Annotated in this window: 24 protein-coding genes, 4 tRNA genes, 1 rRNA gene and 1 pseudogene; all 30 read right to left on the reverse strand. The window is 46.6% G+C overall.

Annotated elements, in window-relative coordinates:
• Positions 1-2: 2 nt before the first annotated feature.
• The 30 genes and pseudogenes from rplN to rrf all read right to left on the reverse strand — a co-directional run bounded on the left by rplN (position 3) and on the right by rrf (position 24,495).
• Positions 3-371, reverse strand: coding sequence for a 50S ribosomal protein L14 (rplN, locus tag ICN11_RS05750; RefSeq protein WP_015420241.1), 369 nt, complete (start codon positions 369-371; stop codon positions 3-5).
• 186 nt (positions 372-557) lie between these two features.
• Entirely contained in the window at positions 558-827 is a 270-nt protein-coding gene (gene rpsQ, locus ICN11_RS05755) for a 30S ribosomal protein S17 (protein ID WP_076024550.1), read from the reverse strand.
• A gap of 12 nt (positions 828-839) precedes the next feature.
• Positions 840-1,034 (reverse strand): 50S ribosomal protein L29, encoded by a 195-nt coding sequence (gene rpmC / locus ICN11_RS05760; protein WP_015420239.1) that lies wholly within the window; start codon positions 1,032-1,034, stop codon positions 840-842.
• 14 nt (positions 1,035-1,048) lie between these two features.
• Positions 1,049-1,462, reverse strand: coding sequence for a 50S ribosomal protein L16 (gene rplP / locus ICN11_RS05765; RefSeq protein WP_015420238.1), 414 nt, complete (start codon positions 1,460-1,462; stop codon positions 1,049-1,051).
• A 2-nt stretch (positions 1,463-1,464) separates the two neighbouring features.
• The gene (gene rpsC, locus ICN11_RS05770; RefSeq protein ID WP_215387033.1) at positions 1,465-2,286 is read right to left on the reverse strand and encodes a 30S ribosomal protein S3; all 822 of its coding nucleotides are present in this window, start codon (positions 2,284-2,286) and stop codon (positions 1,465-1,467) included.
• 8 nt (positions 2,287-2,294) lie between these two features.
• Positions 2,295-2,627, reverse strand: coding sequence for a 50S ribosomal protein L22 (rplV, locus tag ICN11_RS05775; protein ID WP_215300499.1), 333 nt, complete (start codon positions 2,625-2,627; stop codon positions 2,295-2,297).
• 7 nt (positions 2,628-2,634) lie between these two features.
• Positions 2,635-2,913: a 30S ribosomal protein S19 gene (rpsS, locus tag ICN11_RS05780; RefSeq protein WP_011901904.1), complete on the reverse strand. Its 279-nt coding sequence runs from the start codon at positions 2,911-2,913 to the stop codon at positions 2,635-2,637.
• A 19-nt stretch (positions 2,914-2,932) separates the two neighbouring features.
• Positions 2,933-3,763, reverse strand: coding sequence for a 50S ribosomal protein L2 (gene rplB / locus ICN11_RS05785; protein ID WP_015420235.1), 831 nt, complete (start codon positions 3,761-3,763; stop codon positions 2,933-2,935).
• Between the two features lie 2 nt (positions 3,764-3,765).
• On the reverse strand, positions 3,766-4,080 hold the full coding sequence (gene rplW / locus ICN11_RS05790) for a 50S ribosomal protein L23 (RefSeq protein ID WP_076024545.1): 315 nt from the start codon (positions 4,078-4,080) through the stop codon (positions 3,766-3,768).
• Positions 4,077-4,697 carry a 50S ribosomal protein L4 gene (rplD, locus tag ICN11_RS05795; protein ID WP_015420233.1) on the reverse strand — a complete coding sequence of 207 codons (621 nt, stop codon included), beginning with the start codon at positions 4,695-4,697 and terminating at the stop codon, positions 4,077-4,079. Before rplD ends, rplW begins: the two co-directional genes overlap by 4 nt.
• A gap of 11 nt (positions 4,698-4,708) precedes the next feature.
• Entirely contained in the window at positions 4,709-5,365 is a 657-nt protein-coding gene (gene rplC, locus ICN11_RS05800; RefSeq protein WP_046329376.1) for a 50S ribosomal protein L3, read from the reverse strand.
• A gap of 197 nt (positions 5,366-5,562) precedes the next feature.
• Positions 5,563-5,874, reverse strand: coding sequence for a 30S ribosomal protein S10 (gene rpsJ / locus ICN11_RS05805; protein WP_011901899.1), 312 nt, complete (start codon positions 5,872-5,874; stop codon positions 5,563-5,565).
• A gap of 110 nt (positions 5,875-5,984) precedes the next feature.
• A complete protein-coding gene (gene tuf, locus ICN11_RS05810) occupies positions 5,985-7,175 on the reverse strand; it encodes an elongation factor Tu (protein ID WP_215302340.1) in 1,191 nt (396 codons plus the stop codon).
• Between the two features lie 50 nt (positions 7,176-7,225).
• Positions 7,226-9,328, reverse strand: a complete 2,103-nt coding sequence (fusA, locus tag ICN11_RS05815; protein WP_216229550.1) for an elongation factor G — start codon at positions 9,326-9,328, stop codon at positions 7,226-7,228.
• Between the two features lie 27 nt (positions 9,329-9,355).
• A complete protein-coding gene (rpsG, locus tag ICN11_RS05820; protein ID WP_015420229.1) occupies positions 9,356-9,826 on the reverse strand; it encodes a 30S ribosomal protein S7 in 471 nt (156 codons plus the stop codon).
• 150 nt (positions 9,827-9,976) lie between these two features.
• Positions 9,977-10,357, reverse strand: a complete 381-nt coding sequence (gene rpsL / locus ICN11_RS05825) for a 30S ribosomal protein S12 (RefSeq protein ID WP_041484791.1) — start codon at positions 10,355-10,357, stop codon at positions 9,977-9,979.
• Positions 10,358-10,533: 176 nt separating this feature from the next.
• Entirely contained in the window at positions 10,534-14,796 is a 4,263-nt protein-coding gene (rpoC, locus tag ICN11_RS05830; RefSeq protein ID WP_216229551.1) for a DNA-directed RNA polymerase subunit beta', read from the reverse strand.
• Between the two features lies 1 nt (position 14,797).
• Positions 14,798-18,898 carry a DNA-directed RNA polymerase subunit beta gene (rpoB, locus tag ICN11_RS05835; protein ID WP_216229552.1) on the reverse strand — a complete coding sequence of 1,367 codons (4,101 nt, stop codon included), beginning with the start codon at positions 18,896-18,898 and terminating at the stop codon, positions 14,798-14,800.
• 226 nt (positions 18,899-19,124) lie between these two features.
• Entirely contained in the window at positions 19,125-19,499 is a 375-nt protein-coding gene (rplL, locus tag ICN11_RS05840) for a 50S ribosomal protein L7/L12 (RefSeq protein WP_011901893.1), read from the reverse strand.
• Positions 19,500-19,653: 154 nt separating this feature from the next.
• A pseudogene (rplJ, locus tag ICN11_RS05845) lies at positions 19,654-20,166 on the reverse strand (50S ribosomal protein L10); the annotation flags it as partial.
• A 235-nt stretch (positions 20,167-20,401) separates the two neighbouring features.
• Entirely contained in the window at positions 20,402-21,103 is a 702-nt protein-coding gene (gene rplA / locus ICN11_RS05850; RefSeq protein WP_015420223.1) for a 50S ribosomal protein L1, read from the reverse strand.
• A gap of 2 nt (positions 21,104-21,105) precedes the next feature.
• Positions 21,106-21,537 carry a 50S ribosomal protein L11 gene (gene rplK, locus ICN11_RS05855; protein WP_011901890.1) on the reverse strand — a complete coding sequence of 144 codons (432 nt, stop codon included), beginning with the start codon at positions 21,535-21,537 and terminating at the stop codon, positions 21,106-21,108.
• A 155-nt stretch (positions 21,538-21,692) separates the two neighbouring features.
• Positions 21,693-22,265 (reverse strand): transcription termination/antitermination protein NusG, encoded by a 573-nt coding sequence (gene nusG, locus ICN11_RS05860; protein WP_216229553.1) that lies wholly within the window; start codon positions 22,263-22,265, stop codon positions 21,693-21,695.
• 7 nt (positions 22,266-22,272) lie between these two features.
• The gene (secE, locus tag ICN11_RS05865) at positions 22,273-22,650 is read right to left on the reverse strand and encodes a preprotein translocase subunit SecE (RefSeq protein ID WP_216229554.1); all 378 of its coding nucleotides are present in this window, start codon (positions 22,648-22,650) and stop codon (positions 22,273-22,275) included.
• Between the two features lie 20 nt (positions 22,651-22,670).
• Positions 22,671-22,746: transfer RNA gene (locus tag ICN11_RS05870), tRNA-Trp, on the reverse strand.
• Positions 22,747-22,758: 12 nt separating this feature from the next.
• A complete protein-coding gene (gene tuf / locus ICN11_RS05875) occupies positions 22,759-23,949 on the reverse strand; it encodes an elongation factor Tu (protein WP_215302340.1) in 1,191 nt (396 codons plus the stop codon).
• 66 nt (positions 23,950-24,015) lie between these two features.
• Positions 24,016-24,090 (reverse strand) — tRNA-Thr (locus ICN11_RS05880).
• A 15-nt stretch (positions 24,091-24,105) separates the two neighbouring features.
• Positions 24,106-24,179: transfer RNA gene (locus ICN11_RS05885), tRNA-Gly, on the reverse strand.
• 5 nt (positions 24,180-24,184) lie between these two features.
• A tRNA-Tyr gene (locus ICN11_RS05890) sits at positions 24,185-24,269 on the reverse strand.
• Between the two features lie 112 nt (positions 24,270-24,381).
• Positions 24,382-24,495, reverse strand: a 5S ribosomal RNA gene (gene rrf / locus ICN11_RS05895).
• Positions 24,496-24,544: the final 49 nt, after the last annotated feature.

A 24,544-nucleotide genomic window follows, 5' to 3' on the forward strand; every position in this document is an offset into this window, starting at 1 on the left:
TCTTAAATAACTTCGGGGGCGAGAGAAACGATCTTCATGAACTTCTCAGTACGCAATTCGCGCGTAACTGGTCCAAAGATACGTGTGCCGATTGGCTCTAACTTAGCGTTGAGCAATACTGCAGCGTTTCCATCGAACTTAATCAATGAGCCGTCTGGACGGCGTACACCCTTAGCAGTTCTCACTACTACGGCGTTATAAATATCACCTTTTTTTACACGGCCACGTGGAGCAGCGGACTTTACAGTCACTTTGATGACATCACCGATACTGGCGTAACGACGCTTAGAGCCGCCCAATACCTTGATGCACAAAACTTCACTGGCGCCTGTGTTATCGGCGACCTGTAATCTACTTTCGGTCTGAATCATTTTTTAATCCCCAACTTGTTAGCCAAAGGCAAACAGTCTTGGTTCCGTCTATGGGCTTTAACGAAAGTTAAAACCCGGAATTAATGAAAAAACACTGCTTCTCCCAATAAAACCAGAGAAGCCTTCTATCATACTACGCAAAACAGGGATTTGGCAAGAAAGTTCGCCAAAATCCCTAATATTTCTTTAAATACCTTTGGATTCTTGAACTAAACGGGTCACAACCCAAGATTTAGTACGTGAAATTGGCTTAGATTCAGCAATTTCAACGGTATCACCCATCTTGTATTGGCCAGCTTCGTCATGAGCGTGGTATTTTTTGGACTGTCCAACATATTTGCCATAAAGCGCATGTTTTACTTGGCGCTCAACTAGCACAGTCACAGTTTTTTGCATTTTATCGCTAACGACACGACCCACAAGGGTGCGGCGCAAGGGTTTAGATAATTCTGTCATATCCCTTTTTCCTTATTTCTGTGCAGTTTTTTGAGTAATAAAAGTCTTCACGCGAGCAATTTCACGCTTAGTTTTACCCAATTGGCTGGTATTTGTGAGTTGCTGAGTACCCTTTTGCATACGGAGCTTGAAGCTAGTCTTCAAGAGCTCTGTTAATTCTGCGTTCAAGGCAACCAGATCTTTGGATGCTAATTCTGTCTTTTTCATAATCTCTATCCCGATCAACCTAAGTGGCGAATCACGAAAGTGGTTTGCAATGGCAACTTAGCAGCAGCAAGCTTGAAAGCCTCGCGCGCCAAACCTTCATCCACACCATCCATCTCGTACAAAATCTTGCCTGGTTGAATTTCTGCTACGTAGTACTCTGGATTACCTTTACCGTTACCCATACGCACTTCAGCTGGCTTTTGTGAAATTGGCTTGTCTGGGAAAATACGAATCCAGATACGACCACCACGCTTAATGTGACGTGTCATTGCGCGACGTGCAGATTCAATCTGACGTGCAGTCAAACGACCACGGCCAATAGCTTTCAATCCAAAGTCACCAAAGGCTACTGAACTACCGCGTGTTGCCACGCCAGTGTTACGTCCCTTTTGTTCCTTGCGATACTTACGACGCTTTGGTTGTAGCATGCTTACTCTCCTGACTTCTGCGCTTCAGCACTTGGGGCTTCAGCGGCTTTCGGTGCACGCTTTACTGCTGGCTTAGCAGCAACTAAAGGCTTGCTGTCAGCTGCTGGTTTGCGTGCGGTTGTTTTAGCTGGTGCGCGACGTGGCTTTTTCTCTTCAGCTGCTGGCTCTGCTGTTACTGCTACAGCATCAGCACCGCGGCCTAATGTATCGCCTTTGTATACCCAAACTTTTACACCGATGATGCCGTATGTTGTTTCCGCTTCTGAAGTTGCGTAATCAATATCAGCCTTCAATGTATGAAGTGGAACACGACCTTCACGGTACCATTCGCGACGTGCAATTTCAGCACCATTCAAACGACCAGAAGACATGATCTTGATTCCTTGTGCACCAAGGCGCATTGCATTTTGCATTGCACGCTTCATTGCACGACGGAACATGATGCGCTTCTCTAACTGTTGAGTAATAGAGTCAGCGATCAATTGAGCATCAACTTCAGGCTTACGAATTTCTTCGATGTTCACATGGACTGGAACGCCCATACGCTTCTGGAGTTCACGACGGAGAACTTCAATATCTTCACCTTTTTTACCGATCACAACACCTGGGCGTGAGCTGTAAATTGTGATGCGTGCGTTCTTTGCAGGACGCTCAATAATCACTTTACTTACTGATGCATTCTTCAACTTCTTCTTGAGATAGATGCGGACATCTACGTCCTCTTTGAGCATCTTCGCAAAATCAGTATTGTTTGCATACCACTTTGATGTCCAGTTCTTCGTTACCGAGAGTCGGAATCCGGTTGGGTTTATCTTTTGTCCCATATCTTCCCTTAGTTACTCAAGGTCACGGTGATGTGACATGTTTGTTTTTCGATTTGATTACCGCGACCCTTAGCACGTGCTGTGAAGCGCTTCAAGGAAGTACCTTTATCAACAATAATTGTTGAAACCTTGAGCTCATCAATATCAGCACCCTTATTGTGTTCAGCGTTGGCCATTGCGGACTCAACAACTTTCTTCACAATGAAGGCAGCTTTCTTGGGGCTGAAATTCAAAATGTTCATAGCGCGAGCAATTGGCAAACCACGGATTTGGTCAGCGACCAAACGTGTCTTTTGCGCAGAAATGCGGGCGCCCTTGTGAATAGCTTTAACTTCCATCATCATCCCCTTACTTCTTTGTTACTTTCTTGTCAGCAGCGTGACCTTTGAAAGTACGGGTCAAGGCAAATTCGCCTAACTTATGACCCACCATGTTTTCTGATACATATACCGGAACGTGTTGACGACCGTTATGTACAGCAATCGTCAGACCAATAAAGTCTGGGAGGATTGTTGAACGGCGTGACCAAGTTTTGATCGGCTTTTTGTCTTTGTTGGCTTGTGCAACTTCAACTTTTTTTACTAAGCTGGCGTCGCAAAATGGGCCTTTTTTAGCTGAACGTGTCATATCTATTTATCCTTATCGCTTAACGTTTTTGACGACGTTGAACGATCATCGAAGTTGTACGCTTATTGCGACGTGTACGATAACCTTTGGTTGGTGTGCCCCATGGGGAGACAGGTACACGGCCTTCGCCAGTTCTACCTTCACCACCACCGTGTGGGTGATCTACTGGGTTCATTGCCACACCGCGAACGGTTGGGCGAATACCACGCCAGCGATTTGCACCAGCTTTACCGATAACGCGCAAGCTATGCTCTTCATTACCAACTTCACCAATAGTGGCACGGCAATCGATCAAAATACGACGTACTTCACCAGAGCGCAAGCGCACCTGAGCGTATACACCTTCACGAGCCAATAACACTGCTGAACCACCGGCAGAACGCGCGATTTGAGCGCCTTTGCCTGGCAACATTTCTACGCAGTGAATCGTGCTACCAACTGGAATGTTGCGAATTGGCAAGTTGTTACCAGACTTGATTGGGGCTTCAGAACCACTCATCAATGCCTGACCAACAGTCATGCCTTTTGCAGCAAGAATATAGCGACGCTCACCATCAGCAAACACGATCAATGCAATATTTGCACTGCGGTTTGGATCGTATTCCAAGCGTTCAACTTTTGCTGGAATACCATCTTTGTCGTTGCGTTTGAAATCAACAACACGATAGTGATGCTTATGACCACCGCCCTTATGACGGGTAGTGATGTGACCATTATTGTTACGACCTGCTTTTTGGAACTGTGGCTCTACCAACGCTGCAAAAGGCTTACCTTTATGCAGGTCAGGATTTACCACCTTGACCATTGAGCGACGACCTGGTGAGGTCGGTTTTGTCTTCATCAAAGGCATGATTAATTCGCCTCCGCTTCAAAGTTAATTTCTTGACCTGGCTTCAAGCTAACGTAGGCCTTCTTAGTGTGGTCGCGACGACCTTCAAAACGGCCATAGCGCTTTGGCTTACCCTTTTGATTCACGATTTGAACAGAGTCAACTTGCACTTTAAAGAGCAACTCAACTGCTTGTTTTACATCGCTCTTATTCGCGTCGCGTGTAACTTGGAATACCACTTGTTCGTTTTTCTCTGCAACCATAGTGGCTTTTTCAGAGATAACCGGTCCAAGCAGAACCTTCATCAAGCTGTGATCGTTTTTACGGACTTGGCTCATTTCAGCAACTCCTCAATTTTTGCGATCGCTGCTTTGCTTACCAATACTTTTTTGTATTGAACTAAAGCTAATGGATCAGCGTGCTGTGGCTCACATACAGCAACCTTATGCAAGTTGCGTGATGCCAAGTACAAATTCTCGCTAACCTGATCAACGATGATCAAGACTGAATCCAAGCCCATTGCTTTAACTTTGTCAGCTAAAACTTTAGTCTTTGGAGCATCAAGATTAAATTGGTCAACAACATTCAAACGACCTTCGCGTGCTAACTGAGACAAAATTGATCTCATACCAGCGCGGTACATTTTCTTGTTTACTTTTTGGCTGAAATTTTCTTCAGGTGAATTCGGGAATATACGACCACCTCCACGCCACAGCGGGGAAGAGCTCATACCAGCACGTGCACGACCAGTACCTTTTTGACGCCAAGGTTTTTTGGTTGTGTGCTTAACTTGCTCACGGTCTTTTTGTGCACGGTTACCGCTACGTGCATTTGCTTGGTAAGCCACAACAACTTGGTGTACCAATGCTTCGTTATATTCGCGCTCGAATACTTCTGGCGAGGCTTGAACGCCTGCGCCCAAAGTTCCGTTATCTTGGAGAAGCTTAAGTTCCATATTCGCTCTCCTTATTTCTTCTTCAACGGTGTCTTCACCGCTGGAGTAACAATAACTTTACCGCCTGGGGCACCTGGAATAGCGCCTTTAACCATGATGAGATTGCGTTCTGCATCAATGCGTGCGATGACTAAATTTTGTACAGTGCGTGTTTCGTCACCAAGGTGGCCTGTCATGCGCTTACCTGGGAAAACACGACCTGGATCTTGCGCCATACCGATAGAACCTGGCACGTTATGTGAACGTGAGTTACCGTGTGACGCGCGACCTGAAGCGAAGTGATGGCGCTTGATGGTACCGGCATAGCCTTTACCAATCGTTACACCTTGTACGTCCACTTTTTGGCCGGCAGCAAAGGCAGTGTCAGCAGGAATTACTTGTCCTGGCGTCATTTCTGCGATTTTTGCTGCATCTAAATGAAATTCGTTGAGACCGTTACCAGCCATCACACCCGCTTTAGCGAAGTGACCAGCCATTGCTTTGGTAACGCGAGTAGCTCTACGTGTGCCATGTGCCAACTGGATAGCATCATAGCCATCAGTTGCCTGGGTCTTGATTTGAGCGATTCTGTTGTCGCTCACGTCAATTACGGTGACAGGAATTGCTTCCCCTTCGTCCGTAAATAGACGGGTCATGCCGATCTTGCGACCGATTAAGCCTAAGCTCATATTCATGCTCCACGCCGACTTCGATTGGTCGGCAAAATTAATTTAAGTGATTTACAAGTAAAAGTACTTCTAAATCAATAAGTTACGACGTTTTTAATGCTGATAAAACCTTTAAATTCGCCCAAATAATTGAGCGAAGCCTTAGATTCTATCCCGAAAGGCCAGTCTTGGCAAGCGCCAAGACTGGAAATACTGAATTACTGCAACTTAATTTCGACGTCCACACCTGCTGGGAGGTCTAATTTCATCAAGGCATCTACTGTTTTCTCTGTAGGATCAACGATATCCATCAAACGCAGATGGGTACGAATCTCTAACTGGTCACGTGATGTCTTGTTGACGTGTGGTGAACGCAGAATGTCAAAGCGCTCGATACGTGTTGGCAAAGGTACTGGACCCTTAACAACTGCACCAGTACGCTTAGCTGTATCAACGATTTCAGCTGCAGACTGGTCGATCAAACGGTAATCAAATGCTTTAAGACGAATACGAATTTTTTGGTTTTGCATATTAATTCCAAAGAGCGTTGTGGTGCTGCCACGTTATATTTCTAAAGAGCTCGGTGACATCCGCAGCACGGACGTCACCGGTTAGCAAACCGCTAAATAATTTACTGCTATTAAGCCAAAATCTTTGCAACCACGCCGGCGCCAACAGTACGGCCACCTTCACGGATCGCAAAACGTAAACCTTCTTCCATCGCGATAGGAGCGATGAGTTTTACGGTAATCGTGACGTTATCACCAGGCATAACCATTTCTTTGTCTTTTGGCAACTCGATTGAACCAGTTACGTCCGTTGTACGGAAGTAAAACTGTGGACGATAGTTGTTAAAGAATGGAGTATGACGACCACCTTCATCTTTACCCAAGATGTAAACCTCGGCTGTAAAGTGAGTATGTGGGGTGATTGAACCTGGCTTAGCCAAAACTTGGCCACGCTCAACTTCTTCACGTTTTGTACCGCGTAACAAGATGCCAACGTTATCGCCTGCTTGACCTTGGTCGAGCAATTTGCGGAACATTTCAACACCAGTACAAGTTGTCTTGAGTGTTGGCTTGATACCGATAATTTCAATCTCTTCACCAACTTTAACGATACCGCGCTCGATACGGCCTGTAACAACAGTACCGCGACCGGAGATAGAGAACACGTCCTCTACTGGCATCAAGAACGCACCGTCAACAGCACGCTCTGGAGTTGGGATGTATGAGTCAAGCGCTTCAGCCAACTTCATGATGGCTTCTTTACCCAATGGGCCTTCGTCGCCTTCAAGAGCTAACTTAGCAGAACCTTGAACGATTGGTGTGTCATCGCCAGGGAAGTCGTACTTAGATAGAAGCTCACGAACTTCCATTTCTACGAGTTCTAACAACTCAGCGTCATCAACCATGTCGCACTTGTTCAAGAATACGATGATGTATGGAACACCAACTTGGCGTGCCAAGAGGATGTGCTCACGAGTCTGGGGCATTGGGCCGTCAGCTGCTGAGCAAACCAAAATAGCGCCGTCCATCTGAGCAGCACCAGTAATCATGTTCTTAACGTAGTCAGCATGTCCTGGGCAATCCACGTGTGCGTAGTGACGATTCGCTGTCTCATACTCAACGTGTGCTGTATTAATAGTAATACCACGTGCTTTTTCTTCTGGAGCAGCATCGATCTGATCGTATGCTTTTGCTTCGCCACCGAATGCTTTTGAAAGCACAGTTGCAATAGCTGCTGTCAATGTGGTTTTACCATGGTCAACGTGACCGATTGTGCCAACGTTTACGTGCGGTTTTGTCCGCTCAAACTTTTCTTTTGCCATTTTTTTGTCTGCCTTCTTAGCTAGTCAATATTCAAAATAATGTGGATAAATTACTTCGCTTTAGCAGCCATCACTGCTTCAGCAACGTTCTTAGGTGCTTCGGAATAATGCTTAAATTCCATGGTGTAGGTAGCGCGACCTTGGGTCAACGAGCGCAAGCCAGTTGAGTAACCAAACATCTCTGCCAATGGCACTTCAGCGCGAACGATCTTACCGCCCCCTGGAATGTCATCCATACCTTGCAAAATACCGCGACGTGATGAGAGGTCACCCATTACGTTACCCATGAAATCTTCTGGCGTTTCAACTTCAACAGCCATCATTGGTTCAAGCAACACTGGTGATGCTTTGCGCATACCGTCTTTGAATGCCATCGAGCCCGCCATCTTAAATGCGTTTTCGTTGGAGTCAACGTCATGGTATGAACCGAAGAACAATGTTGCTTTGATATCTACAACTGGATAGCCAGCCAAAATACCGGAGTTCAATGTTTCGATAATTCCTTTTTCTACTGCAGGGATGTATTCACGTGGAACAACACCGCCCTTAATAGCGTCAACGAATTCGAAACCTTTGCCTGGCTCTTGTGGCTCAAGCTTGAGCACAACGTGTCCGTACTGACCACGACCACCAGACTGCTTAACAAATTTACCTTCGATCTCTTCGCAAACCTTGCGAATGGTTTCGCGATAAGCAACTTGTGGCTTACCAACAGTTGCCTCAACACCAAACTCACGACGCATACGGTCAACCAAAATTTCTAAATGGAGCTCGCCCATTCCGGAAATAATAGTTTGACCTGATTCTTCATCAGTCTTCACGCGGAACGATGGATCTTCTTGTGCCAAACGATTCAAGGCAAGACCCATTTTTTCTTGGTCTGGTTTTGTCTTTGGCTCAACCGCTTGAGAGATCACAGGCTCTGGGAATACCATGCGCTCCAAAATAACGATGCCATCTGGATCACACAATGTTTCGCCAGTAGTTGCGTCTTTCAGACCAACCGCAGCTGCGATGTCGCCTGCAAATACTTCTTTGATTTCTTCACGTTCGTTTGCATGCATCTGCAACAAACGACCAACACGTTCTTTCTTACCCTTGATTGGGTTGTAGATCGTATCGCCTGATTTCATTACGCCTGAGTAAACACGGAAGAAGATGAGCTGACCAACAAATGGGTCAGTCATGATCTTAAATGCCAATGCTGAGAACTTCTCATCATCAGAGGCTCTACGTGTTGTAGGTGTGCCATCTTCCAATTCACAAGGAACTGGCGGAACATCTAATGGTGATGGCAGCAATTCAACTACTGCGTCCAACATCGCCTGAACGCCTTTGTTTTTGAAAGCAGTTCCGCACATCATTGGAATGATTTCGTTTGCAATAGTGCGTTGACGCAATGCTGTTTTGATTTCTTCTTCGGTCAATGCTTCACCGCCGAGATACTTTTCCATCAACTCTTCTGAGCTTTCAGCAGCCGCTTCAAGCAACTTCTCACGCCACTCTTCAGCGGAGGCTTGCAATTCAGCAGGAATATCTTCGTACGTAAACTTAGTACCTTGTGAAGCCTCATCCCAATAGATGGCCTTCATCTTCACCAAATCTACAACGCCTTTGAAGTTTTCTTCAGCGCCGATTGGAATTTGGATCAGGATAGGGTTTGCCTTAAGGCGCAATTTCATCTGGTCATAGACCTTGAAGAAGTTCGCACCAGTACGGTCCATCTTGTTTACGAATGCTAAACGTGGAACTTGATACTTGTTAGCTTGACGCCAAACAGTTTCAGATTGTGGCTGTACACCACCTACTGCACAGTAAACCATGCAAGCACCATCCAAAACGCGCATTGAACGCTCAACTTCAATCGTGAAGTCTACGTGTCCTGGGGTATCAATAATATTGATGCGGTGCTCTGGGAAATTACCAGCCATGCCCTTCCAGAACGTTGTAGTAGCAGCAGAAGTAATCGTGATACCACGCTCTTGCTCTTGCTCCATCCAGTCCATGGTTGCAGCGCCATCATGCACTTCACCAATTTTGTGATTAACACCGGTGTAGAACAAAACGCGTTCTGTAGTTGTTGTCTTACCTGCGTCAATATGCGCAGAGATACCGATATTGCGGTATCTGTCGATAGGGGTTTTACGTGCCACTGTTGGTACCTTTTCTTTGCTGTGCGATTAGAAGCGGAAATGTGAGAAAGCTTTGTTAGCTTCTGCCATACGGTGAACTTCTTCACGCTTCTTCATTGCTCCGCCGCGACCTTCTGCAGCTTCTAATAATTCGTTGGCCAAACGTTGAGCCATAGATTTTTCACCGCGCTTTTTAGCGGCTTCGCGCACCCAGCGCATTGCCAAAGCAGAACGGCGTGATGGGCGAACTTCAACAGGAACCTGGTAGTTAGCGCCACCAACACGACGGCTCTTCACCTCAACCATTGGCTTAACGTTGCCCATAGCTGTTGAGAAAACTTCGAGTGGTTCTTTATTTGCTTTTTTCTCGATGTGATCAAAGGCACCGTAAACGATACGCTCTGCAACCGATTTCTTACCGTCCAACATGAGGACGTTCATGAATTTTGCTACTTCTACATTGCCGAATTTTGGATCAGGCAAGATTTCCCGTTTGGGAACTTCACGACGACGTGGCATAACTACTCCTTCAGTTCAGTTAGGGGTGGCCCACATGGATCACCCGCTCCGGCCGTCCTACTATCTGGAGAAATCTCTAGACGGAACGGCCACTTACTTGTCTTTAAAGTCTGACAAACGAAGACTTACTGCAAATACTTTAAGTTGCTATTAAGCAGCTTTCTTAGCGCGCTTAGCACCGTACTTGGAACGTGACTGCTTACGGTCTTTAACACCTTGCAAGTCAAGTGAGCCACGAACGATGTGGTAACGAACACCTGGCAAATCCTTTACACGACCGCCACGAATCAACACTACTGAGTGTTCCTGGAGGTTATGGCCTTCACCACCAATGTATGAAATCACTTCAAAACCATTGGTTAGGCGAACTTTAGCTACTTTACGTAGCGCAGAGTTAGGCTTTTTAGGAGTGGTTGTGTACACACGTGTACAAACACCACGGCGCTGCGGGCTGTTTTGCAGCGCAGGGCTCTTGCTTTTAACGGTCAGCCTTGTTCTTGGCTTACGTAATAATTGATTAATTGTTGGCATAAAATAGCTCGGTTAGTACTTCTTTGTTGCTTTCTTCAAGAAAATCAATGACTTAGAGAAATCCTAGGTCAAAACGACCCTCTTCTGAATCAGTAGAACTCAGCATTCTAGCCTGGCCAGCCCTTTCCGTCAACCTCGAGGGAAAAAACTGGCCATTTCTGGCCAGGAACACCAAATTAGCTTGGATCAGCCTCCCCAGCAGGAGCAATCACTTCAGCCTCTATTTCTACAGGCATATCAGCCATTGCGTCCTCTTCGGCGGCAATCATTTGAGCGCGATCACGCTCGAATTGCTCTCTGACCTTGCGTGCACGGCGGTAAGACAAGCCGGTACCAGCAGGGATCAAGCGACCAATAATGACGTTTTCCTTGAGGCCACGGAGTGTATCGGTCTTGCCCATAATTGCGGCTTCGGTCAATACACGGGTGGTTTCTTGGAAAGAAGCCGCTGAAATGAAGCTGTCTGTCGACAAGGATGCCTTAGTAATACCGAGCAACACATTCTCGAACTGAGCTGGGCGCTTACCTTGTGCAATCACAGCATCGTTTGCGTCATACAACTTAGAACGCTCAACCTGCTCACCAGTGATGTAGGCAGTATCTCCACCATCAGTAATTTGCACACGACGCAACATTTGACGCACGATTACTTCAATGTGCTTGTCATTAATCTTCACGCCTTGCAAACGGTAAACGTCTTGAACTTCATCTACGATGTAAATCGCCAACTCTTCAATACCTCTGAGTGTCAAGATGTCATGTGGATCGGCAGGGCCTTCCACAATCATCTCGCCCTTGTTCACAACTTGACCGTCATGAACGAGAACTTGTTTCTCTTTAGGAATCAAGAATTCATTTGCTTCGCCATCCATATCGGTAATCACTAAACGTTGCTTACCTTTGGTTTCTTTACCGAAGGAAACGGTTCCAGTTACTTTAGCCAATACAGCAGCATCTTTTGGTGAACGCGCTTCGAACAATTCAGCAACGCGTGGCAAACCACCGGTAATGTCGCGAGTCTTCTGTGATTCGATTGGAATACGTGCCAATACTTCACCAACTTCAACTTTTTGACCATCTTTAACAGTGATCAAAGCGCCAACTTGCAATCCGATGTTTACTGGGTGATCTGTACCCGCAATCATCACTTCGCCGCCCTTGTCATCAACCAAGTTGATCATTGGACGAACGCCTTTGCTAGCAGCACTACGACGCTTACCGTCAATCACCACCAAAGTGGAGAGGCCGGTTACTTCGTCAACCTGCTTAGCTACAGTAACGCCTTCTTCAACGTTGTCGAAGCGAGCAATACCAGCATACTCAGAAATAATTGGGCGGGTTAACGGATCCCAAGTTGCCAAGCTTGCGCCAGACTTCACTGCTGCATCTTCTTTCACCAAGAGAGTCGCGCCGTATGGCACCTTATGACGCTCACGCTCACGGCCATTGTCATCAACGATCAAGACTTCGCCAGAACGTGAAATAACGATCTGCTCGCCCTTTGCGTTCTTCACAACACGCATCGTGCCGGAGAACTTCAAAGCACCGTTAGACTTAGCTTCAATATTGCTTGCAACCAATGCACGTGACGCTGCACCACCAATGTGGAAGGTGCGCATTGTCAACTGGGTGCCTGGCTCACCGATGGACTGAGCAGCGATCACACCAACTGCCTCACCAACGTTTACCAAACCACCACGACCTAAATCACGTCCGTAGCACTTAGCGCATAAGCCAAAGCGAGTTAAGCATGACAACACTGTGCGAACTTTAACTTCGTCGATACCCAAGGCCACGATTTGATCAACGTGATCTTCATCGAGCAATGTGTCGTTAGGAACGATGACTTCTTGTGTATCTGGATGAACGATGTCACCGATACATACACGACCCAAAATACGATCGCGCAATGCTTCGATAATTTCACCGCCTTCAACAAGCGCCTTCATCGTTACGCCAGAAGTCGCACCGCAATCATCTTCGATCACAACGAGGTCTTGAGTTACGTCGCATAAACGACGTGTCAGGTAACCTGAGTTCGCTGTCTTCAATGCTGTATCAGCAAGACCTTTACGAGCACCGTGTGTTGAGATGAAGTACTGCAACACGTTCAAACCTTCGCGGAAGTTCGCAGTAATTGGAGTTTCAATAATGGAGCCATCAGGCTTCGCCATCAAACCACGCATACCGGCCAACTGACGAATCTGCGCCGCAGATCCACGCGCACCAGAATCCGCCATCATGTAGATAGAGTTAAAGGATTCTTGACGCACAGTTTTACTGTTACGGTCGAGTACGTCAACGTGTGACAACTCATCCATCATCGCTTTACCAACTTGGTCACCAGCTGCGCCCCAAATATCAACGACGTTGTTATAACGCTCTTGATTGGTTACGAGGCCTGACATGAACTGCTTGTCATACTCTTTAACCTTGTTGGTTGCTTCAGTGATGATGCGTTCTTTAGATGTAGGAATCAGCATATCGTCGATCGCAACCGAGATACCGGCGTTAGTCGCCAAGCGGAAACCAGACTGCAAGAGTCGGTCAGCAAAAATAACTGTTTCACGAAGACCGCACTTACGGAATGAAGTGTTGATCAAACGTGAGATTTCTTTTTTCTTCAGAGGCTTATTGATTTCCTCAAAAGTCATGCCCTTAGGCAAGATTTCTGACAAGATTGCACGGCCAACTGAAGTTTGATAGATCTTGGTCTTTTCAGCAAAACGGGCATCGCCCTCTGCCTTCTTATCCACAATCTCAAACTCAGTAATACGCACGGCAACGCGTGAAGCCAATTCAACCTGGCCAGCTTCGTGTGCACGAATTACTTCAGCGATATTAGCGAAGACCATGCCTTCGCCTTTACCGTTAATCTTGTCACGAGTAGCGTAGTACAGACCCAACACCACGTCCTGTGAAGGAACGATAGATGGTTCGCCGTTAGCTGGGAACAATACGTTGTTCGAAGCCAACATCAATGTACGTGCTTCCATTTGCGCTTCGAGCGACAAAGGAACGTGAACCGCCATTTGGTCACCGTCAAAGTCGGCGTTAAATGCCGCGCAGACTAATGGGTGCAATTGGATTGCTTTACCTTCAATCAGCATTGGCTCGAAAGCCTGAATACCGAGACGGTGCAATGTAGGCGCACGGTTCAACATGATTGGATGTTCACGAATCACTTCTTCGAGAATGTCCCAAACGATTGGAGTCTGACTTTCAACTTCTTTCTTCGCAGCCTTAATAGTGGTTGCAATTCCCAAAGTCTCAAGCTTGTTGAAAATAAATGGCTTGAACAATTCCAAAGCCATCAATTTTGGCAAGCCGCACTGATGCAATTTCAATGTTGGGCCAACCACGATGACTGAACGACCAGAGTAGTCAACACGTTTACCCAACAAGTTTTGACGGAAACGACCGCTCTTACCTTTAATCATCTCAGCCAAGGACTTGAGAGGACGCTTGTTAGCGCCAGTCATAGCCTTACCGCGACGACCGTTGTCGAGCAATGAGTCAACCGCTTCTTGCAACATACGTTTTTCGTTACGAACGATGATCTCTGGAGCGCGCAACTCTAACAAACGCTTGAGACGGTTGTTACGGTTAATCACGCGACGATAGAGGTCGTTCAAATCAGAAGTAGCAAAGCGACCGCCATCCAATGGCACCAATGGGCGCAATTCAGGTGGCAATACTGGCAATACTTCCATGATCATCCAGTCAGGCTTAATACCTGAAGTCTGGAATGCCTCGAGCACTTTTAAGCGCTTAGCGTATTTCTTGATCTTGGCATCGCTACCAGTAGCCTTCAAGTCAGCACGAATGGTCTCAACTTCACGATCGATATCAATCGAACGCAAGAGATCACGAATACCTTCAGCGCCCATGATGGCGGTAAATGCACCGTCACCATACTCTTCAGTCTTGGCAATGTACTCGTCCTCAGACATGATCTGACCACGCTTCATTGCGCCTTCAGGAGTCATGCCAGGATCTACGACTACATATGCTTCGAAGTAAAGAACGCGCTCGATATCACGCAATGTCATATCGAGAACCATACCCAAACGGGATGGCAATGACTTCAAGAACCAGATGTGCGCTACAGGGGCTGCCAACTCAATGTGGCCCATGCGCTCACGACGTACCTTAGCAAGCGTAACTTCAACGCCACACTTCTCACAGATAACGCCACGGAACTTTAAACGCTTGTACTTACCGCATAAGCACTCGTAGTCTTTGGTTGGTCCAAAAATCTTGGCGCAGAACAAACCATCACGCTCGGGCTTAAAAGTCCGGTAGTTGATAGTTTCTGGTTTGCGTACTTCACCAAAAGACCATGAGCGAATTTTCTCAGGCGATGCAAGACCAATCTTGATGACATCAAACTGCTCATCACCCTGCGTTTGCTTAAATAAATCGAGCAATGCTTTCATATCAGTTGCGCTCCATGTCAATGTCAATACCCAACGAGCGGATTTCTTTTACCAACACGTTGAAGGATTCGGGCATGCCAGCATCAATTGTGTGCTCGCCCTTGACGATGTTTTCGTAAACCTTGGTACGGCCTGCGACGTCATCGGACTTCACTGTCAGCATTTCCTGCAAGACATATGAAGCACCGTATGCTTCGAGGGCCCAAACTTCCATCTCACCAAAGCGCTGACCACCAAACTGAGCTTTACCGCCCAGTGGCTGTTGCGTTACTAACGAGTAAGGTCCGGTTGAACGTGCGTGCATCTTGTCATCGACCAAATGGTGGAGTTTCAAGACGTGCATTACACCAACAGTTACAGGACGCTCAAACTGATCGCCAGTACGGCCGTCACACAAAATCATTTGCTGACGTGAAGGCGTCATCTTCAAAGAAGTAGCTACTTCTTCTGGATAAGCCAACTCGAGCATGCGTCCGATTTCAGCTTCGGTTGCACCGTCAAATACTGGAGTAGCGAATGGCAAGCCTTGACGTAAATTCTCAGCCAAAACTGTGATCTGCTCATCAGTGAAGTTATCGATATCTTCGATACGACCGGTTTCGTTGTACAGCTGCTTCATGAACTTGCGGAGTTCAGCTTGTTTAGCTTGTTGACGAACCATCTCATCAATACGCTTACCAATACCTTGAGCTGCCCAACCTAAGTGGGTTTCCAAGATCTGACCTACGTTCATACGGGAAGGAACACCCAATGGATTCAAGACGATGTCAACAGGGCGTCCGTCAGCCATGAATGGCATGTCTTCTGCTGGGGCGATTTTAGAAACCACGCCCTTGTTACCGTGACGACCGGCCATCTTGTCACCAGGCTGCAAGCGACGCTTAACTGCCAAGTACACCTTAACCATCTTCGTTACGCCAGCCTGCAAATCATCGCCTTGGGTAAGCTTGGTGCGCTTCTCTTCGAAGGCCTCATCAAACTGCTTACGCTTCGCTTCGATAGACGATTTGATTGCTTCAACTTGTGTAGCAACTTCATCATCCGCTGGACGAACATCGAACCAATGGTATTTATCTAAGCTGGCAAGGTATTCCTTGTCGATCTTAGTGCCTTTAGCTAATTTCTGAGGACCACCATTGGCAACTTTGCCAATCAACAGTTTTTCTAAACGCATGAAGGCATCGCCTTCAACAATACGCAGCTGGTCGTTTAAGTCCAAACGATAACGCTGTAATTCTTCTTGAATAATGGCTTGTGCACGTGCATCGCGCTCAATACCTTCACGGGTGAAGACTTGAACATCAATAACGGTACCGATCATTCCAGATGGAACGCGCAAAGAAGTATCCTTAACGTCAGATGCTTTTTCACCGAAGATCGCACGTAGCAATTTCTCTTCTGGAGTGAGAGTAGTCTCGCCCTTTGGGGTTACCTTACCAACTAAAACGTCGCCAGCTTCTACCTCAGCACCGATGTAAACAATACCGCTCTCATCCAAACGGGAGAGTTGTGACTCAGCCAAGTTGGAAATATCGCGTGTAATTTCTTCTGAACCCAACTTAGTATCACGCGCAACAACCGATAACTCTTCAATATGAATAGAGGTATAACGGTCTTCGGCAACCACCTTCTCGGAGATCAAGATTGAATCTTCGAAGTTGTAACCGTTCCATGGCATAAATGCCACGGTCATGTTTTGACCCAAAGCCAATTCACCTAAATCGGTAGAAGCGCCGTCAGCAACTACGTCGCCACGGACTACGCGATCACCAGCCTGAACGATTGGACGTTGATTGATGTTGGTATTTTGGTTCGAACGGGTGTACTTGATGAGGTTATAAATATCCACACCAACTTCACCAGCCGCAGTCTCATCATCGTTCACACGAATCACGATACGGTTTGCATCAACGTAATCAACAATGCCGCCACGAGTTGCCAAAATAACCGTACCGGAGTCGACCGCAACAATGCGCTCTAAACCAGTGCCAACTAATGGCTTATCAGGACGCAAGCAAGGAACCGCTTGACGTGACATATTCGCACCCATCAAAGCACGGTTCGCATCATCGTGCTCCAAGAACGGAACGAGCGACGCGGCAGCAGAAACAATTTGACTTGGAGCAACGTCGATGAAATCAATGCGCTCTGGGCTTACCATGATGGTTTCACCAGCTTGACGCGCTGAAACCAATTCGTCGGCCAACTTACCAGTTTTGTCGATTGTCGCGTTAGCCTGAGCAATGATGTACTTTGCCTCTTCAATAGCGGAGAGGTACATTACTTCATCGCTCACTTTGCTATTAGCAACTTTACGATATGGCGTTTCTAAGAAACCATGCTCATTCAAGCGCGCAAATAACGCGAGTGAGTTGATCAGGCCAATGTTTGGTCCTTCTGGAGTTTCAATTGGGCAAACACGTCCATAGTGGGTTGGATGTACGTCACGCACTTCGAAACCTGCGCGCTCACGCGTCAAACCACCAGGTCCCAATGCAGAAATACGACGCTTGTGCGTGATCTCTGACAATGGGTTTGTTTGGTCCATAAACTGGGACAACTGTGAAGAACCGAAGAACTCACGAATAGCTGAAGAGATTGGCTTACTGTTAATCAAATCATGCGGCATGAGGTTTTCTGTTTCGGCTTGGCCAAGACGTTCTTTAACCGCACGCTCAACACGTGATAAACCTGCACGGAATTGATTCTCTGCCAACTCACCTACGCAACGTACACGACGATTACCTAAGTGATCGATGTCATCAACTTCGCCCTTACCGTTACGCAAGTCAACTAAAGACTTAATGGTGTCGAGGATATCTTCATCCGACAAAACCATTTTGCCTTCCATCTCTGAACGACCGAGACGGCTGTTAACTTTCATACGGCCAACGCGTGATAAATCGTAACTATCTTCGTTGTAGAACAAGCGCTGGAACAAAGCTTCAACAGCATCTTCTGTTGGAGGCTCACCAGGACGCATCATGCGATAGATGGCGATACGAGCAGCCATTTGATCGGCAGTTTCATCAGTACGCAATGTCTGAGAAATGAACGCACCAGAATCTAAATCATTGGTATAGATGGTTTCCAATTGTTTGATGCCTGCATCGCGCAATGTAGCCAACAACTCTTCGGTGATTTCATCATTAGCGTAAGCCAAGATTTCACCAGAGTCTGGATCGATAATGTTGCGTGCAACTACGCGACCAACTAAGTAGTCATCTGGAACAACGATGTTTTTAGTCTTAGCAGCTTCGAGCTCACGAATATGTTTTGCATTGATACGCTTGTCTTTTTGAATGACAACAACACCATTCTTATCAAGCACATCAAAGCTGGCCAACTGACCACGCAAACGCTCTGGAACAAATTCCATTGATGCGCCATTTGCGCTCAATGAGAAATGATCAAAGTTAAAGAAGTTTGCAAGAATCTGTTCGTTGTTTAAACCAATTGCTTTGAGCAAAATGGTGACGGGCATCTTACGACGACGGTCAACGCGGAAATACAGAATGTCTTTTGGATCAAACTCGAAATCGAGCCATGAACCACGGTAAGGAATGATACGTGCTGAGAACAGCAACTTACCTGAGCTATGTGTCTTGCCCTTATCGTGTTCAAAGAACACGCCTGGGGAACGGTGCAACTGAGAAACGATAACGCGCTCAGTACCGTTGATAACAAAAGAGCCGTTATCAGTCATGAGTGGAATTTCACCCATGTAGACTTCGCTCTCTTTTACCTCTTTAACCTTAGTAGGTGCTTCGCGATCATAAATAATCAAGCGAACTTTTGCACGTAAGGCTGAGTGGTATGTGTAACCACGTTGTTGACATTCTTTAACGTCAAACGGTGGCTGTGACAACTGGTATGACACGTATTCCATACGTGCGTAGCCATTGTTGGACACAATTGGGAATGCTGATGTAAAAGCAGCTTGAAGTCCCTCTGTAAGACGAGACATTGCCGGCTTATCAGCCTGTAAAAATTTAGCGTAGGATTCCAGCTGCGTTGCGATCAGGTATGGAACCTGATGATTATTTACTCGCTTAGCAAAGCTTTTACGGACTCGCTTGCGTTCGGTGAAGCTGTAGTTCATTTCATCTCCGAATTCAGCGACTGTACAAAGATTTGGCGATTGGCCACTACCAATCACTGGCGGACAACACTAAATCGAAAGATCTAGTGTCCGACCAAACTTGCATTCTGCAGTCGTATCAGAAGGCAAACCCGATTTCAATCACAAATGAAATCGGGTTTGACCACTAATGGTCAAACCCAACAGGGCTAGCTCCCCTTTTTGAGGGGCACTAACTGAGTTTGTATTACTTGAGTTCTGCTTTAGCGCCAGCTTCTTCAAGCTTCTTCTTAGCTTCTTCAGCTGTCTTCTTATCAACAGCTTCTTTGATTGGCTTTGGTGCGCCATCAACTAAGTCTTTAGCTTCTTTCAAGCCAAGGCCAGTGATTTCGCGAACAGCCTTAATTACTGAAACCTTATTTGCACCAGCTTCGAGCAAGTTAACAGTGAATTCTGTTTGCTCTTCAGCAGCAGCACCACCAGCAGCGCCAGCAGGACCAGCAACAGCCATAGCTGCAGCTGAAACGCCAAACTTCTCTTCGAACGCCTTAACCAAGTCGTTCAAATCCATTACGGACATGCTGCCTACTGCATCAATGATTTCTTCTTTGGTAATCGCCATTTTTAGCTCCTAATACTTAATAGTTAATCTGCGCTTATTCAGCGGCAGGGGTTTCAGGTGTTTCTGTTCCAGCTTCTGGGGCCGCAGGCTCAGCAGCTGCTTCTGGAGCGGCCGCTTCAGCAACTACTTCTGCTGGTGCTGCTGCTTCAACTACAGGTGCTGCAACTGGAGCAGGTGCTCCGGCTGATTTTTGCGCTGCTACTGCGCCCAATACGCGAGCCATCGCAGATACTGGTGCCAACATCACACCCAACAACTGAGATAACAACTCGTCGCGGCTTGGAATTGTTGCAAGAGCTTTAACGCCCGCAACATCTAACAACTTGCCGTTATATAAGCCAGCAGTAATGACTAGCTTGTCTTGAGTCTTAGCAAAGTTCTGCAATACTTTTGCCGAAGCAATCGGATCAGCAGAGATGCCGTAGATCAAGGGGCCAACCATCGAATCAGCAAGAGGCTCAAACTGTGTGCCTTGTGCAGCACGGCGTGCCAATGTGTTCTTCAAAACGCGAAGATATACACCTTGGTCACGTGCGCTAGCACGTAGCTTTGTCAACTGCTCTACTGGAATACCACGGTATTCAGCGAGCACGACTGTTTGAGCTCCAGCCAATTGAGCGCCGACATCAGCAACAATCGCTTTTTTGTCTTGTACATTCAAAGGCACGGTTTAACTCCTAAAAAACCAACTGTTTCCAGTTGGGGTTACACACCAGCGTCTGATCATTTGTCACAAGGGAATCTTGTGAAATCTTTTCAGGGTCGCCATCTGCGCTGGCTATTACTTTCGTAACGATTAAGAATTAGTTCTGAGTAAGCAAATAATTCACCAACGGTCTTTGATGTTCGACTCTCACTCTAAGAGTAGGAGTCGACCCAAAGTTCTTTTTGCTACAAGCTAATTACTGAGCAGCTTGTATCGATGCCTGGTCAACACGTACGCCTGCACCCATGGTGCTGCTTACGGCAACCTTCTTTAAATAAACGCCCTTAGATGCAGGTGGCTTAGCTTTGTTCAAAGCCTCAAGCAATGCGAGCAAGTTTGATTTCAATGCAGCTGGCTCGAATGAACGACGGCCAATGCTTGCGTGCACGATACCGGCCTTGTCCACACGGAATTGCACTTGACCTGCTTTTGCATTCTTAACTGCAGTAGCAACGTCAGGAGTAACAGTTCCAACTTTTGGGTTCGGCATCAAACCACGTGGGCCCAATACTTGACCTAAAGTACCAACAATCTTCATTGTGTCTGGAGATGCGATCAAAATATCGAAATCGATTTTGCCGCCTTTAATTTGGTCAGCAAGGTCTTCCATGCCAACGATCTCAGCACCAGCAGCTTTAGCTTGTTCAGCTTTTTCGCCTTGTGCAAATACCGCTACACGAACATGCTTACCTGTACCAGCTGGGAGCACAACTGCGCCACGCACAACTTGGTCAGATTTCTTAGCATCAATACCCAACTGAACTGCAACGTCGATAGACTCATCAAACTTAGCAGTTGCACACTCTTTAACGAGGTTCAATGCATCTTCTAATGCATAAAACTTATTGCGATCTACTTTAGATTCGATTGCTTTTAAACGCTTAGATAACTTAGTCATGATTAGAGACCTTCCACTGTGATGCCCATTGAGCGGGCGCTACCAGCGATTGTTCTTACAGCAGCATCCATATCAGCAGCTGTCAAATCTGGCATTTTTGCTTTAGCAATTTCTTCTGCTTGAGCACGTGTAATTTTTCCTACCTTATCGGTATGCGGACGCGGTGATCCTTTTTCGATCTTTGCAGCCTTCTTAATCATGATGGTTGCTGGAGGAGTCTTCATGATGAAAGTGAAGCTCTTATCAGCAAACGCTGTAATCACTACTGGAATTGGAAGGCCAGGTTCCATGCTCTGAGTTTGAGCATTAAACGCCTTACAGAATTCCATAATATTGAGGCCGCGTTGACCCAATGCTGGACCTACGGGAGGTGATGGATTTGCTTTACCTGCAGGGATCTGCAGCTTGATAAAGCCAATGATCTTCTTTGCCATTGATTGCTCCTAAAAGCGCGCCTAACCTCATTAGGTAAGACCGCTGTTGAGTAAACGCTTCACTAGTTTTTGGCTTTCTAGATCCGCTCCTCGGTTATTGCTAACCACTTAAAACTACTTCTTTTTGCTACAAAACCCCCTTAAATTGGGTGTTTTTACATCTTTTCTACCTGGCCGAACTCCAGCTCAACTGGGGTACCGCGGCCAAAAATTGTAACAGAAACGCGCAATCTTGACTTCTCATAATTGACTTCTTCGATATTGCCGTTGAAATCAACAAATGGGCCTTCTTTAACGCGAACAATCTCACCAACCTCAAATAAGGTCTTAGGCTTAGGCTTATCAACCCCAGCCTGCATTTGATCCATGATTTTGGATACTTCTGCTGTCGAAATCGGGCTTGGACGGTTGCGAACACCACCAACGAATCCAGTGACTTTTGGAGTGTTTTTCACCAAATGCCAGCTTTCATCGGTCATTTCCATCTCAATCAGGACATATCCTGGGAAGAAACGACGCTCAGATACCGATTTAGTGCCAGACTTGATTTCTACAACCTCTTCGGAGGGAACCAAGATGCGGCCGAATTTTTCTGGCATTCCAGAACGTGCAATACGCTCTTCTAAGCCTCTTTTAACGCTTTTTTCCATGCCTGAATATGCATGAATAACGTACCAGCGCATATTGCCAGTAGCTTGTGGATTTGAGGCCAATTCAGAATCAATCATTTTTTACTCACTTCCAGCCTAGGAAGACTGAAAAAACTAGCCATTCAATTAATTTGTCTGCAATCCACAAAAACAGGGACATGATCAGAACAAAGCCAAATACGACTAGAGTCATTTGGGTGGTCTCTTTACGAGTCGGCCAAACAACCTTTTTTACTTCATACCAAGAATCTTTTGCATAGGCGATAAAACGACGCCCATCAGGTGAAAACGCCACAATCAAAACTGCAGCAGCAATGCCGCCAAACAAAACAGCTAAACGGATCAATAAAGATTGATCTGCCAGCGTGTAGTAAAGAACTAACGCTGCAACGACGATTAAAGCAGCGAGTCCGGAGACCCAGCTGCTCTTTTCTTCAGAGTGACCTGCTGTATGTTGAGACATATTACTTTCAGTTCAAATCGTGGCAGGGGCGGAGGGCATCGAACCCCCAACCTTTGGTTTTGGAGACCAACGCTCTGCCAATTGAGCTACACCCCTTTATTAAAACTATTAAGCCAAAATCTTTGCAACCACGCCGGCGCCAACAGTACGGCCACCTTCACGGATCGCAAAACGTAAACCTTCTTCCATCGCGATAGGAGCGATGAGTTTTACGGTAATCGTGACGTTATCACCAGGCATAACCATTTCTTTGTCTTTTGGCAACTCGATTGAACCAGTTACGTCCGTTGTACGGAAGTAAAACTGTGGACGATAGTTGTTAAAGAATGGAGTATGACGACCACCTTCATCTTTACCCAAGATGTAAACCTCGGCTGTAAAGTGAGTATGTGGGGTGATTGAACCTGGCTTAGCCAAAACTTGGCCACGCTCAACTTCTTCACGTTTTGTACCGCGTAACAAGATGCCAACGTTATCGCCTGCTTGACCTTGGTCGAGCAATTTGCGGAACATTTCAACACCAGTACAAGTTGTCTTGAGTGTTGGCTTGATACCGATAATTTCAATCTCTTCACCAACTTTAACGATACCGCGCTCGATACGGCCTGTAACAACAGTACCGCGACCGGAGATAGAGAACACGTCCTCTACTGGCATCAAGAACGCACCGTCAACAGCACGCTCTGGAGTTGGGATGTATGAGTCAAGCGCTTCAGCCAACTTCATGATGGCTTCTTTACCCAATGGGCCTTCGTCGCCTTCAAGAGCTAACTTAGCAGAACCTTGAACGATTGGTGTGTCATCGCCAGGGAAGTCGTACTTAGATAGAAGCTCACGAACTTCCATTTCTACGAGTTCTAACAACTCAGCGTCATCAACCATGTCGCACTTGTTCAAGAATACGATGATGTATGGAACACCAACTTGGCGTGCCAAGAGGATGTGCTCACGAGTCTGGGGCATTGGGCCGTCAGCTGCTGAGCAAACCAAAATAGCGCCGTCCATCTGAGCAGCACCAGTAATCATGTTCTTAACGTAGTCAGCATGTCCTGGGCAATCCACGTGTGCGTAGTGACGATTCGCTGTCTCATACTCAACGTGTGCTGTATTAATAGTAATACCACGTGCTTTTTCTTCTGGAGCAGCATCGATCTGATCGTATGCTTTTGCTTCGCCACCGAATGCTTTTGAAAGCACAGTTGCAATAGCTGCTGTCAATGTGGTTTTACCATGGTCAACGTGACCGATTGTGCCAACGTTTACGTGCGGTTTTGTCCGCTCAAACTTTTCTTTTGCCATTTTTTTGTCTGCCTTTAGTTAACTCTTAAACCAACACACGAAATTAAAATTCTTACAACTAAGCCATGGTGCCCATGGGCAGGATCGAACTGCCGACCTCTCCCTTACCAAGGGAGTGCTCTACCACTGAGCCACATGGGCAAATACTGTTAATACTGGAGCGGGATAAGAGAATCGAACTCTTGACCGAAGATTGGAAATCTGCTGTTTTACCATTAAACTAATCCCGCACATCTGGTGGAGGGGGTAGGATTCGAACCTACGTAGGCATAGCCAACAGATTTACAGTCTGCCTCCTTTAGCCGCTCGGACACCCCTCCGCGAACCCAATATTCTGACTCCAAATGGAGTTTATGTCAATCTCTTAAACCTCAAAACGCTTTGCACAAGTAAAAACGCCCAGACCTAAGAGGGTCTGGGCGTCGCATTGGTGCCCGGCAGTTACCTACTTTCACACGGGTAATCCGCACTATCATCGGCGTAAAGTCGTTTCACTGTCCTGTTCGGGATGGGAAGGAGTGGTTCCAACTTGCTATGGTCACCGGGCGTAGAGGGTCGAGTTGCTGATATTTCATCAACAACTCTATTTGAGTAA

It is taken from the genome of Polynucleobacter sp. 78F-HAINBA, assembly GCF_018882325.1.
GTDB lineage: Bacteria > Pseudomonadota > Gammaproteobacteria > Burkholderiales > Burkholderiaceae > Polynucleobacter.